12 protein-coding genes are annotated in these 13,442 nt (G+C 47.4%); 7 read left to right on the top strand and 5 right to left on the bottom strand.

Annotated elements, in window-relative coordinates; all coding sequences use genetic code 11:
• Window positions 1-393: 393 nt before the first annotated feature.
• Entirely contained in the window at window positions 394-1,449 is a 1,056-nt protein-coding gene (locus EST55_RS09675) for an endonuclease/exonuclease/phosphatase family protein (RefSeq protein ID WP_129497316.1), read from the top strand.
• On the opposite strand, the gene EST55_RS09670 is transcribed toward EST55_RS09675, so the two are convergent.
• Window positions 1,439-2,308: a DMT family transporter gene (locus EST55_RS09670; protein ID WP_346437949.1), complete on the bottom strand. Its 870-nt coding sequence runs from the start codon at window positions 2,306-2,308 to the stop codon at window positions 1,439-1,441. The genes EST55_RS09675 and EST55_RS09670 overlap by 11 nt on opposite strands.
• A 51-nt stretch (window positions 2,309-2,359) precedes the next feature.
• A complete protein-coding gene (locus EST55_RS09665) occupies window positions 2,360-2,773 on the bottom strand; it encodes a DUF3293 domain-containing protein (protein WP_129497314.1) in 414 nt (137 codons plus the stop codon).
• Between the two features lie 63 nt (window positions 2,774-2,836).
• Between EST55_RS09665 and EST55_RS09660 the strand changes: the two genes are divergently transcribed.
• Both EST55_RS09660 and EST55_RS09655 read left to right on the top strand, forming a co-directional pair.
• Window positions 2,837-3,250, top strand: a complete 414-nt coding sequence (locus tag EST55_RS09660; RefSeq protein WP_100691829.1) for a VOC family protein — start codon at window positions 2,837-2,839, stop codon at window positions 3,248-3,250.
• Between the two features lie 141 nt (window positions 3,251-3,391).
• Complete coding sequence (locus EST55_RS09655; RefSeq protein WP_129497313.1) at window positions 3,392-4,687, top strand: PAS domain-containing methyl-accepting chemotaxis protein; 1,296 nt, start codon at window positions 3,392-3,394, stop codon at window positions 4,685-4,687.
• Between the two features lie 5 nt (window positions 4,688-4,692).
• Here the strand turns inward: EST55_RS09655 and EST55_RS09650 are convergent, their stop codons facing one another.
• Window positions 4,693-5,478 (bottom strand): SDR family oxidoreductase, encoded by a 786-nt coding sequence (locus tag EST55_RS09650; RefSeq protein ID WP_129497312.1) that lies wholly within the window; start codon window positions 5,476-5,478, stop codon window positions 4,693-4,695.
• A 3-nt stretch (window positions 5,479-5,481) separates the two neighbouring features.
• The gene (locus tag EST55_RS09645) at window positions 5,482-7,053 is read right to left on the bottom strand and encodes an AbgT family transporter (protein WP_129497311.1); all 1,572 of its coding nucleotides are present in this window, start codon (window positions 7,051-7,053) and stop codon (window positions 5,482-5,484) included.
• 100 nt (window positions 7,054-7,153) lie between these two features.
• On the opposite strand from EST55_RS09645, the gene rnhB reads away from it, so the two are divergent.
• The 4 genes from rnhB to EST55_RS09625 all read left to right on the top strand — a co-directional run bounded on the left by rnhB (window position 7,154) and on the right by EST55_RS09625 (window position 11,760).
• Window positions 7,154-7,717 carry a ribonuclease HII gene (rnhB, locus tag EST55_RS09640; protein WP_088767885.1) on the top strand — a complete coding sequence of 188 codons (564 nt, stop codon included), beginning with the start codon at window positions 7,154-7,156 and terminating at the stop codon, window positions 7,715-7,717.
• A 69-nt stretch (window positions 7,718-7,786) separates the two neighbouring features.
• Entirely contained in the window at window positions 7,787-8,722 is a 936-nt protein-coding gene (locus tag EST55_RS09635) for a 2-oxoglutarate and iron-dependent oxygenase domain-containing protein (protein WP_129497310.1), read from the top strand.
• A 27-nt stretch (window positions 8,723-8,749) separates the two neighbouring features.
• Window positions 8,750-10,558: an NAD nucleotidase gene (nadN, locus tag EST55_RS09630; RefSeq protein ID WP_240665294.1), complete on the top strand. Its 1,809-nt coding sequence runs from the start codon at window positions 8,750-8,752 to the stop codon at window positions 10,556-10,558.
• A complete protein-coding gene (locus tag EST55_RS09625) occupies window positions 10,558-11,760 on the top strand; it encodes a multidrug effflux MFS transporter (protein ID WP_129497308.1) in 1,203 nt (400 codons plus the stop codon). Before nadN ends, EST55_RS09625 begins: the two co-directional genes overlap by 1 nt.
• Before the next feature lie 4 nt (window positions 11,761-11,764).
• Here the strand turns inward: EST55_RS09625 and EST55_RS09620 are convergent, their stop codons facing one another.
• A complete protein-coding gene (locus EST55_RS09620) occupies window positions 11,765-13,333 on the bottom strand; it encodes an AbgT family transporter (RefSeq protein ID WP_129497307.1) in 1,569 nt (522 codons plus the stop codon).
• Between the last annotated feature and the right edge of the window lie 109 nt (window positions 13,334-13,442).

Genomic DNA, 13,442 nt, shown 5'->3' with positions numbered 1-13,442 from the left:
TAGAAAAGTTAAGAAACACGCCGTGCCCCCTTCCTTGGGGGCTTGAGTGAACCCTTCCTTGGCGTCACACAGTTTCTTAACTTACGCCTAACTCTTTTTTTTGTTTCTGGCTATCTACATCTGCGTTCAGTAAGTTAAATAAAGCTAGCAGATCCTACGGGTTGTGGGCGTAGCGCCTAGAGTTAAAACCCTCTGATACAGGAGTGTCGAAGGCCATGGATGGCCTTCGTCAAGCCCTCATGGATGAGCTTGTTGCGTCTCCTGTATCAGAGGGTTTTGACTCCAAGCGGAGTGCTCTATCCGTAGGAGCTCCACCAAGCTTAACACTTCCTTTCCCCTTATTTTCTATAGCTGTGCTATGGTTTTCTTATCTGAAAAGCATAGAGAGCCAAGATGTTTGAAATTATTTACCTTTCTTTAGCGATATTACTGGCTGTGCTGACGTTAGCGCCGTTGTCGTGGTCGCAGGTTTGGTGGATTCGCGGGTTGGATTTTCCCAGGTTACAGCTTTCGGTGGTGCTAAGTACGTTGTTGGTAGTCGGCTTCGTGGTTATACGTGACTGGACGTCGGTTACTGCGGTGGCTATGGGGCTTATTATTGGTTGTCTTGTTTGTCAGCTGTGGTGGGTGGTGCCTTATACGGTATTTTTTCCCAAAGAGGTGAAAGCGCTTAATAAGCGTGAGGCGGGCGGTCGGCTTCGACTGATGACGGCGAATGTACTGACGCCTAACCGTAACAGTGATGACCTTATTCAGCTAGTTCGGGATTATACGCCGGACGTCCTGGTAACGCTTGAGTCGGATGCATGGTGGGGGAAGCAGTTAGAGGCTATTGAAGAGAATTACCCTCATACGGTTAAAGTGCCTCTGGATAATCTCTATGGTATGCATCTTTATTCGAGATTGCCGTTGTCCGACGTTAGCGTTGAATACTTAATTGAGGACGATAAGCCGTCGATACATTGCTTTATTGAGTTACCGACCGGGCAAAAAGTGAAAGCGCACTTTGTGCATCCGGCTCCGCCGAGTCCAACGGAAAATGAGGAGTCGGAAGAACGTGACGGTGAGCTGCTTTTGGTTGCCCGACAGGTTGAGCCTGATAAGCATCCAACGATAGTTACTGGTGACTTGAACGATGTGGCGTGGTCGAGAACGACACTGCTCTTTCGAAAGGTAAGCGGTCTGTTAGACCCGCGTGTGGGGCGGGGCATGTTTAACACGTTCCACGCGGACTATTGGTTTGCTCGCTGGCCGCTTGATCATATTTTTCATAGTCACCACTTTGCGCTGGTCTCAATGACTCGCTTACCTGGGTTTGGCTCTGACCATTTCCCGCTACTCACGGAACTGGCTCTTGCGCCCGGTGAAAATGGTATTAATGACGGCCCTTCGCCTGACGAGGAAGACAAAGAAGCTGCCGATGAAATTGTCAAAAAGGCTATGGCTTAAGCTTTTTCTTAAAGTGAAGCCTCTGTACGAGTAATCCGGTAATGATGAGCGCTAAGCCTACAATAGTGCTGACATAAATGGTTTCGCCAATAATTGCTGACAGTAGTAGCAGTGAAATAAACGGCGATACAAAAATCAGGTTGCTAATAAGTGCGGTGTTAGTGGCTGTTTTCATGGCTTTTAGCCAAAACAAAAACGTAATACCCATCTCAAATAACCCGACATAACTGACAGCCGCCCAGCCTTGCCAGGGGATATTGGACCAGTCGCTCCATATAAAGCTGGCAACAATTAAAACCGGCAGAGCTAAACCAAAGGATAAAACCAGGCTAACAACAGAATCAGCATTGCGCCGGGTGTTCAGTATCCAGTAACCGGCCCACAGGAAGGTTGATATTAAGGCTAATAAAACCCCCCAGGGGTTGCTAAAGCTCATGCCTAAAATATCGCCTCGTGTTGCGATAACTAATACCCCCAAATAACCCAATGCACAGGCTACCCAGTCGCGGCGACGGATATGCTGCTTTAAGAATAAGGCCGCCATAATACTGAGTGCTATTGCCCAGGTGTAATTCAGGGGTTGAGCTTCGGAGGCGGGTAGCAGTTTATAGGCCTGAAAAAGCACCAAATAGTAAATAAGAGGATTAATAAGCCCCATTAATACGTAGTACAAGGGCATTTTTCGTAGTTCAAGCAACAACAAGTGAGATTTTTTCTGAATCACACAGACGAGGCTTAAAACAGCAAAGGATACCGCACTGGCGGCTGTCACCATCTGTAACGGCGTCATGTACTCTAGTGTAATTTTAAACGCCGTAGCGACCGTCGACCATAATAAAACGGCGATAATGGCGTAGATAAAAGCGAGTTTATCAGCGGCTATGGTGTGATGGCATGGCGCCCCCTTAACTCATACGTCGATGAGCACTGCAGTTTGTCGGTGTTCAATCCAGAGAAAGGCATTCTGCTGATATCGGCGGGCAAGGTCAATGACTGTTTGTTGACTCAACCCTAAAACCATAAAGCTTTCTTCGGCGGGCCATTGGTTATCGCGATCTTCTCCTGCACCGTAAAAGTAGCGAATATTCGTTAATTTTTCTAAATCAGATTCTAAAAGTCGGTTACGTTGTCTATTTTCGCTAATACTTAAAGGCGCACTGTGTGGGTTAAAGGCAGTTATAAAGGCTCCGGTTTTACAATTAACGTCACGACATAGAGAGTCAAAATCGCTGTTGATGTCGCCAGCGGACAGAGTGATTTTTCGCTCATTCACGACAAACCAGTAGTCGGTATTTTTGTAGTGTTCAAGCAACGTTGTATCCATATTTTGACCATGGCTTAAGCGTTAATTAAAGTAAGAGTGTAACTTTTGCGACAGTGAGATTCTATGAACCCAAGTATTAGTGTTATTACGCTGGGCGTTGATGACTTAAAGCGTGCACTCGCTTTTTATCAGGACGGTTTAGGATGGGAAACGGATGGCATAGTCGGTGAGGATCTTGAAAATGGTGCGGTTGTTTTCTTTAAACTGCCGGGCGGCATAAGGTTGGCTTTGTGGCCGCGTAAAAGCATTGCTGCTGAAATGGGTGTTGATGTTGCTAAAAATGCTAATGAGGTACTGCTGAGCCACAATGTCAGTTCCCGCTCTGAAGTTGATGCCGTCATGAATGAAGCGAAATTGGCAGGAGCAACCACTCTTCATGAGGCTAAAGATTTATTTTGGGGTGGCTACGGCGGTTTCTTCAAAGACCTGGACGGCCATATTTGGGAAGTTACCTGGAATCCGGAGTGGAGCTCCTAGTCTTGGTTAAAGTTATTGTTTTGATTTAGATCAAATATATGTGAGTATTTACTCTAAAATAGAATTTGTTTTGATCTGATACAGGCGGCGACGCGTAAAATACTGCATTCAGATGCCCTTATTTGTAGTAGGAATGCCCAGATGCTCTGCGCTAAAACGAAACACCAGCTTGCCAAGACCACCGAAGAGCTTGAGCAGTACAAACAATTAATGAATGCAATTGACAGTAACGTTGCACGCATTGATTTTACCCCTCAGGGCTACGTTTTGAACGCCAATAATCAGTTCTTAGAAACGATGGGTTATAGTCTGGATGATGTGATATCTAAGCATCACAAAATGTTTTGTGAATCGAGCTATTCGTCTTCTCAAGCGTATCGAACGTTTTGGCAGCACTTGGCAGAGGGCAAGTCGCAACGTGAGCGGTTTAAACGGCTACGCAGTAATGGCGACATTATTTGGTTAGAAGCGACGTACTTTCCCGTTAAAAACGAGAAAGGAGAGGTGGTTTTCATTACGAAAATTGCCAGTGACGTCACTGATGAAGTCACAGCCTTAGAGCAGAAAACCGCTATTAATACAGCAATTAATAAGTCAATGGCGACGATTGAATTCTCACCTGACGGAATGATTACCTGGGCAAATGATAACTTTCTGAAAACAGTAGGTTATTCGTTAAGCGATATTACCGGAAAACACCACAAGCTATTTTGTGAACAAAGCTTCTACGATGAGAACCCAGGGTTTTGGCGTGAGCTTGCTAAAGGCGAGTTTAAAACCGGGCGTTTTAAGCGGGTCAGCAAGCAGGGGCAACCGATATGGCTGGAAGCCAGTTATAACCCAATTTTTGATAGCAGCGGTCAAGTTGTGAAGGTTATTAAGTTCGCCAGCGATGTAACGGAGCAAGTGTTAAAAGCCGAGCAAACCACAGAAGCAGCGGAAATTGCGTATTCAACGTCTCAGCAAACGGCGATGATAGTGAAAGACGGTAAAGCTTCTATGGATGTCTCGGTGGAAATGTCGAGTGAAATACTCGCTAAAAGCCAGAGAACGGATGCCATTATTGAGCAGTTGCAAGAACAGGCGAATAGTATTGAAGACATTGTGAAAACGATAAATGCTCTGGCTGATCAAACGAATCTACTGGCGCTAAACGCGGCGATTGAAGCGGCCAGAGCAGGAGAGCATGGTCGCGGGTTTGCCGTAGTTGCAGAAGAAGTAAGAAACCTGGCGACACGAACCACTCAGGCCACTAGCGAAATATCAGGGGTGATGCAACGCAGCTCTGAAGTTTCTGAAGCCATTTCCTTATCGATTGACGATATTCAGGAGATGGCACAACGAGGACAAGAGCAAATAGAAAAAGTGAAAGCGGTAATGGATGAGATAGACGAAGGCGCAACGAATGTGGTTAACGCCGTCAGTCATCTGTCCTAGCAAGCTTAACGGTTAGCTAGCATTTTCCTTAGTAATCCTGGCATAAAGCGCTGCAACAGTGGCGCTAATTTGCTCATGCCTTTGCCGCTAACCACTTCCGCTTTATTGTTTTCTATTGCCTGAATAATATCTGATGCACATTGCTCAGGACTAATACCGCCTGCGTTGTCGGTGTCTTCCTTGCCTCTTAAAGAACCGTCACCGGTTAACGCATTGTGCGCAATTTGTGTATGTACAAAGCCTGGAAGTATGGTGGTGCACTGCACGCCATGCTCAGCCATTTCAGCTCGTAAACAGTCCATGTAACCAATAACAGCAAACTTAGCACCGGAATAACCGCTACGAAGTTTGGTGCCCACTTTTCCGGCGACGCTGGAAACGGTGACGATGTGCCCATTATGACGTTCAATCATACCCGGAAGTACGACTTGATTTAACGCGACTACCGAGAAGTAGTCGACTTCCATTAGTGTTCGGTAAACTGGAAGCTCTGTTTCCATTGCCAGACTACGCTGAGAAACACCAGCATTATTAATTAAAATATCTACCGTTTTACTCGCTAACGCTGACGACGCCGTTTCCTTTGCTTTTTCTGGATAGTTTAAGTCGAGAGCTAAGACGCTGTGAGCATCGGGGTTTGCCAGTGATAAGCGTAACTCCTCCAGCTGAGCTTCACGACGCGATGTAAGAATAAGTCGAGCGCCTTTTTCTGCGAGATGATGCGCCAGCGCTAAACCGATGCCTGAAGAGGCACCGGTCAGCCAGACTGTTTTATTAGCAATAGCGGTCACGGTTTAGCCTGCTGGGTAGGTGTAGCTAGCCTGGAAGCCCAGAGGAATACCGAGTGTCCAGTAGATAACCAGGAACGCCGACCACAACACCAGCAATGAAACGGTGTAGGGCAGCATCATGGAAACCAGCGTGCCTATACCGGTCTTCTTAACGTAGCGCTGGCAGTAAACCACAACCAGAGGGAAGTACGGCAGTAAAGGAGTAATAATGTTACTGGACGAGTCGCCCACGCGATAAGCTGCTTGCGTTAAATCGGGCGAGTAACCCAGTTGCATCAGCATAGGCACAAAAATAGGTGAAATAAGCGCCCATTTGGCTGATGCCGAACCTACAAATAAGTTGATGAATGCGACTAAAATAACGATGCCAACCATAGTGACACCACCTGACAGTTCAAGGCTCGCCAGAAAGTTTGCACCTTTTACTGAAATGAGCGTGCCCAGCTGAGAGTCACCAAAGGCTTTAATAAACAGCGCACAGAAGAAGGCCATGACCATATAGTAAGCCATGCCTTCCATTGACTTGGTCATTGCCCCGATAACGTCTTGTGAATTGGTGAAGTTACCTGATACGTACCCGTGAACAATACCCGGAATAATAAACAGCAGGAATATTAGCGGGACAATCATGCCCATTAATGGTGCGCCCAGAGAGGCTAATTCACCAGTTTGTGGATCGGCCAGTGGCGAATTTTCTGCTGTTGCTGAAAAGTACAGTAGAACAATGCCAGCCAACATGGTTAAAGAAGCCGCATAAAACGCTTTGCGGTCACGTGGAGAGACATCATCAACCGCCGGCATATCGTCAGGATGTCCGTCGATCTCGGCACCGCGAAGGCGAGGTTCAACGACTTTGTCAGTTAAGAACCAACCGATAGCCACTACCACAACAGAAGACGCTGCGGTAAAGAAGTAGTTGTTCAGCGGGTTTAACTGAATGTCAGCATCAATAATTTGGGCCGCACTTTGAGTAAAGCCCTGCAGCAAAGGGTCTATCGCGGAAGGCACAAAGTTAGCGCTGAACCCGCCGGAAACACCGGCAAATGCTGCAGCAATACCTGCTAGTGGATGACGACCTGCCGCATAGAAGATAACGCCACCTAACGGAATGACCAACACGTAGCCCGCGTCGACGGCAGTGTGGCTGACAATAGCCACCAAAATAAGCATTGGTGTGAGTAAGGTTTTTGGCGTTACGTTCAGCATAAGCTTAATGGCTACGTCAATATAACCTGAGCGTTCAGCCACACCGACCCCCAGCATTGCCAGCAATACAACGCCTAACGGCGCAAAGCCCATAAAGGTATCGACCATGTTGGCCAAAAATGCGGTTATTTCAGGGCCGCTGAGCAAATTAGTAACGCTAATAGCTTCGCCGGTTAGTGGGTGAGTTTCGTCAAAGCTAACGCCTGACATCGCCCAGGACATGATCCAAACAATAATGAGTAAGCCGAAGAACATAACGGCCGGGTCAGGAAGCTTATTGCCGACTTTTTCTACGCCGTCGAGCATGCGGTTGAGCAGACTGTTCGGTTTTTCCTTTTGCGAACGATCCGGTTGAGGAGATTGAGCCATGGTATATTCCTGATTGTTATTTTATTGGTCTAATTATTATCCGCAGGTATCATAACCATTATTTAGTGTCTGAACAAAGCAACAAGGTGAAAATTTCCCCATGATTTGTGGTGTCGATGAAGCGGGCAGAGGTCCTATTGCAGGGCCGGTTGTCGCCGCTGCGGTTATTCTTGATCCTGAACGTCCTATTGAAGGGCTCAATGACTCGAAAAAGTTGAGTGAGAAAAAGCGTGCAAAGCTCAGCACAGAGATAAAAGAAAAAGCCCTGTACTGGGCGATAGCGCAGTCTGATCCGGACGAGATTGAACAAATCAATATACTCTGGGCAACGATGAAAGCCATGCAGCGTTCCGTGGAAGCCTTGCCGGTGGCCCCAAGTAAGGTATTGATTGATGGTAACCGCGTTCCCGAATTGAATGTACCCGCCGAAGCCATTGTGGGCGGTGACGCCAGTGAAGCTTGTATTGCCGCCGCCTCTATTTTGGCGAAAGTTGAGCGGGACCGGCAAATGCTCGAATGGCACGAGCGCTATCCGGAATACGAGTTTCATAAGCACAAAGCGTACGGAACGGCGCGCCACATTGAGTTATTAAAAAAGTATGGACCGTGTCCTATTCATCGGCGCGACTATAAGCCGGTTCGTGAGGCCTTGGCTAACTTGTGATTTTATCTCCCAAGCCTTAAAATATCGGCTCTTTCCGTTATTTCTAAATTGATAAGTTGGAACACCACCATGCAGTCTATTCCTCACGTCGATATGCGACGTTATCATGATAATTTCGATGCTTTTACTCAGGATGTTGGGCAGGGCTATGAAAAATATGGCTTTATTGCACTCACCCAGCATGGTGTTGATACTGCGCTTATTGAACGTGCGTTGGACACGTGTCGTGAGTTATTCGCACTGCCGGACGAAGTGAAAAAACAATATCACCGTCCCGGAGAAGGTGGCGCGCGCGGCTATACGCCATTTGGCACAGAAATAGCCAAAGACGCAGAGCACGTGGACTTAAAAGAATTCTGGCACGTTGGTCGAGAAGTAGAGGGTACGCCTGCGTATCCGCAACTATTACCGAATGTCTGGCCAGCAGAGTTACCAAAGTTTAAAGACGACATGCTAGCTATCTATGAAGCACTGGATAAGCTGGGTAACCAGGTGCTGGATGCGTTGGCTGTATACTTAGGCCAGCCTAAAGACTTTTTTCGCGACAAAGTGAATAACGGCAACTCAATTTTGCGCCCACTGCATTACCCGCCTATTATTGATGAAGACACGCCGTCCGTGCGTGCAGGCGCACACGAAGATATTAATGTACTGACTTTATTGGTTGGTTCGAGGGAGCCTGGGTTAGAAGTCTTAGCAAAAGACGGCAGCTGGGTACCTGTGACGATTATCGAAGGTGCGATTATTTGTAATGTGGGCGACATGTTGCAGCGTTTAACCAACCATGTATTACCGTCTACAACGCACCGAGTGGTTAATCCGCCTGCGCCGTATAATGAAAAGTCGCGTTACTCAATTCCGTTCTTTTTACACTTTAATCCGAACGTAATGATAACGCCGCTTGAGAGCTGTATTACAGCCGAAAACCCGCAGCGAGACGAGCCGATTACGGCCGATGATTATTTAATGCAGCGTTTGCGTGAAATTGGTCTGATTAAAGACTAATAGCAATCCACACGAAGGAGTATGCAGGTGAATAAGAACAAGCGTCTTTTCAGTCAGCTAGCGCGTGGTATGACTATCGTTTTCGGCTCGGCGGCCGTGCTCAGTTGTGCGTCTGCACCTGAACCAATGCCCAAAAGCGAAAATTTTGAGCTGACGGTGTTGCATGTCAACGACCACCACTCAACGCTAGACGCAAAGCAGCAAACGCTGGTATGGGCTGACCAGGATTGGCAGGTAGAAGCCGGTGGTTTTCCTCGTATTGGCGCGCAGATAAAAGCGCTAAGAGCCGCTAATGATCATGTTCTTACCCTGCATGCCGGAGACGCGGTAACCGGCAGCTTGTATTTTACCTTGTTTGGTAGTGAAGCCGACGCCCGCATGATGAATAACGTTTGCTTCGATGCGTTTACCATAGGCAACCACGAGTTTGACACGGGGGACGCCGGTCTTGCCAAGTTCTTACAGCAGTTAGGGTCACCTCAGTGTCAGACGGCCAAACTGAGTGCGAATATACAACCCGAAGTGGGTCAGTCACCGCTGGCGCCAGATAATCAATGGCAAATGTTTAAGCCTTACACCATTGTTAAGCGTGGTGGTGAAGAGGTGGCGATTATTGGTTTAACCATTGCCAGTAAAACCAAAAAATCTTCACAGCCGGATAAAAGTACTGAGTTTTTAGACGAACTTGAAACGGCACAAAAATACATTGCTGAGGTTCAGCAGCAGGGCGTTGAAAAAATTGTTTTGTTGACGCACATCCAATATGAGCGTGACATGGAACTGGTTCAACAGCTGCCGGGGGTTGATGTTGTCGTTGGTGGAGACTCACATACTTTACTGGGCGACTTTAGCGAGTTTGGAATGACCGCCGCTGGCCCTTATCCGACAGAGCTTACCAATGTAAACGGCGAAAAGGTCTGTGTTGCTCATGCGTATCAATATTCGTTGGTGGTGGGCGAATTAAAAGCAACATTTGATGGCGACAAAATAGCAGAATGCAGCGGTCGCCCACATTATCTGTTGAGTGAAGATATTCAAGTAGCTGATGGTATTGTGACGACTTATGAACCGATTAAAACTGCGTTAAAAGAGAGCGGCGTTTACAGCTTCGTAGAACCTGATGCCGAGCTTCAGTCCATATTAGAAGACTATCGAAGCAAAGTTGACGATTTTTCAGCAGAGGTTATTGCGGACGTGCCTCAGCAAATTTGCTCTCAACAAGTTGATAGAAACCGTCGAGCCGGTTGTGCGAAAGTAATTAGTTCAGGTGCTCATCGAGTGGTTGCTGAAGCCTTTTTGCACTCTGTACCAGAGGCTGACTTTGCGATTCAAAACGGTGGTGGGGTACGCTCGGACATTGCTGAAGGCGACTTTACCGTTGGTGACGCTTTTACCGTACTGCCTTTCGCGAATACGTTGGTGAAACTAGAGTTGACTGGGTCCGAGTTTAAACAGGCAATGGAAGAAGCTTTAGCCTATGCTGTTTCTGATGGCGGCTCTCAAGGCGCATATCCTTACGGTGCCGGCATTCGTTATTCAGTCGATTTAACCGAAGAAACCGGCTCCCGCGTATCTAACCTGGAAGTGTGGGATAAAGGCAGCCAGAGCTGGCAGCCTATGTCGGCCAGAGCAACTTATATCTTGGTAACAAACAGTTTTATTGCCGGCGGCCAGGACGGTTGGGATACATTTTACCGTGTTAGTGAACGAGGCCGCGCCCGTAATACCGGTATTGATTATGCTGAGTCACTGGTGAATTACGCCAGAGCTCAAGAGGTTCTGCAACGACCTGAGGAGTTTGCAACTCAGTCATATACGCCTGTAGAGGCTCAATAATGGCTCACTCGTTTGAGCCAAGACCTGTCTCCGATAACGCCAGATTCGATTTTATTGTTGTCATTCTGGCGTTACTTACCGCGTTTGCGCCGCTGTCTATTGATATGTATTTGCCGGCGTTTAGCGCAATTGCCAGTGACTACGCCACCGACACGCATCACGTTGAGCTATCACTGACTGCATTTTTCTTTGGCTTATTTATAGGACAGTTGCTGTACGGTACGGCAACCGATAAGTTTGGCCGTAAGAACCCACTTTATATCGGTCTGGCGATTTATGTAGTAACGTCCATTGCCTGTGCATTTGCACCGGACATTCAGTGGCTGATTGTGCTGCGATTTTTTCAGGCTATTGGAGCCTGCGCGGGGATTGTTATAGCCCGGGCTGTCGTGCGTGATCTCTATACGCCGCAAGCTTCAGCTCGAGTCTTTTCGTTTCTAATTCTGGTTATGGGTGTTGCGCCTATTTTGGCACCATTATTCGGCGCTTATATTACCGAATGGATGGGCTGGCGAGCACTGTTTCTTATTGTTGCTGCTCTGGGAGTTGCTTCTGCAGTGACTATTCACTTTGTGCTGCCGGAAACACGCGGTCGCCGTTATGACGTGCGTATGCGCCATACCGGCACTACTTACTGGGCGGTATTCAGAGACCCTTCCTTCTTGCGCTATTCTCTTACCGGTGCTATCGCCCAGTCGGGATTATTTGCTTACATTACCGGCTCACCGAAAATGTTTATTGAAATTTTTGGGCTGGATCCGACGCATTACAGTTGGCTATTTGGTGTCAATGCCATTGGTATTATCGGCTTTTCTCAGTTAAATGGCTGGTTATTGAAGTACTATTCTTCCCGGGAAATATTGAATGTTTCTTTGCCAATACTGGCAATTGTGTCGACCGTTATGTGTGTCATGGCCTATATTAATGCCAGCTTTTGGGGCATTTTACTGCCTTTATTCGCTTATATTTCAACGCTGGGTTTGGTCTTTCCGAACGCTATGGCGGGCGCCCTAGCGGAGCAACAGGAACGCGCTGGTTCAGCGTCTGCGGTTACCGGAAGTTTACAGTTCTTAATTGCAGGTTTAGTGTCAGCCGGTGTGAGTCAAGCGGGGAGCTTCACGGACTACGCGATGGCGTGGGTAATAGGCGTGGCCGGCTTATTAGCAGTACTAGCGTACCGTGTAATGCGCCGGCCAGAGTAAAAAGTTATCCGTAATAGGTGGGGGCTGCCGGACCAACCGGTAGTCCAAATCCAAATACCCAAATAAAGAACAACACTGTCCACCCTAAGAAGAAAATCATTGAGTAAGGCAGCATCATAGCCACCAATGTGCCAATACCTAAGTTTTGCTTATAGCGTGCAGCAACAGCCAGTATTAAGCCAAAGTAACTCATCATCGGCGTTATCACGTTAGTGACCGAGTCTCCGATACGGTAAGCCGCTTGAATCACTTCCGGTGAGTAGCCAATAAGCATCAGCATAGGCACGAAAATGGGGGCAGTGATAGCCCACTGTGCCGATGCGGAGCCCAGCATTAGGTTTACAAAGCCACAGACCATAATGAAGAATACAAAGATGAGCGGGCCGGTCATACCAATATTGGTAAGAAACTCTGCGCCGTTAATAGCGAAGATGGTGCCAAAGTTGGTCCACTTAAAGAAGTTAACGAACTGAGCTGCGAAGAATACCAGCACAATGTACATACCCATGGTACCCATGCTGTGTGACATCGCATCAATGACGTCACGGTCGTTTTTCATGGTTTTTACGACTCGACCATAAACAAAGCCCGGAATGGCGAAGAAGAAGAAAATGTAAACCACAACGCCCTTTAAGAACGGAGATCCTTTCACATCACCGGTTTCAGGGTGGCGAAGAATACCCCACTCAGGTACCACTGTTAATGCAAGAATACCGGCTAAGACTAATGCACTTACGCCGGCCAGTTTCAAACCGCGTTTCTCCATAATATTGAGTGGTTCCATCGATGACTGATCGGATAAATCAATGGACGCTTCGTCCTTATTGTATTTACCCAGCTTAGGTTCAACGATTTTGTCGGTAATGACCGCACCCATAATGGCAATAAGGAAGGTGCTTATCATCATAAAATACCAGTTGGCTTCAGCGCCCACGGTATAGTTTTTGTCGACTATTTTTGCTGCTTCCTGAGTGATGCCGGAAAGTAATGGGTCAACGGTACCTATTAATAAATTGGCGCTATAGCCCGCCGAAACGCCAGCGAACGCGGCTGCCAGACCAGCGAGTGGGTGGCGACCCAGGCCATAGAAGATCATAGCCGCTAAAGGTACGAGAACAACATAACCTAACTCTGATGCGGTATTCGAAATAACGCCCGCAAAAACGACCGTCACCGTAATAAGCTTAGGCGGGGCTTTCATAACCAAGCCACGCATAGCCGCAGAAATCAGCCCGGAACGCTCAGCCACACCAACACCTAATAAAGCGACAAGCACCGTTCCCAATGGCGTAAAACCAGTAAAGTTAGTGACCAGGTTTGTCACAATTTTTTGTATGCCTTCGGCATTTAAAAGACTAACCGCCTGAATGACCGTTTCGCCGTCGCGAGGGTCAATAGCGCTAACGCCAAAATAGGCGGCCACACCGCTGGCAACAATAACCAGTAAACAAAAAATTGCGAATAAGGTGATAGGGTGAGGCAACAAGTTGCCTAACCATTCAACCATATCGAGGAATCGGGTAAACCAGCCGCGCTTACTGGTCTCTGAATAGCCATTATTGGAAGACTGCATAGCTTTCGCCTTTATTATTTTAACGTCATAATTTAAAAATCAGCGCCGAATTCTAGCATAAAAAAAAGGCGACTCTGCAAAACAGAGTCGCCTTATTGGTTTTCGAGTG

This window comes from Idiomarina sp. 29L, assembly GCF_004123135.1.
GTDB lineage: Bacteria > Pseudomonadota > Gammaproteobacteria > Enterobacterales > Alteromonadaceae > Idiomarina.
The sequence above is the reverse complement of the archived record's forward strand: the minus strand, read 5'-3'. Positions and strand labels throughout refer to the sequence as shown.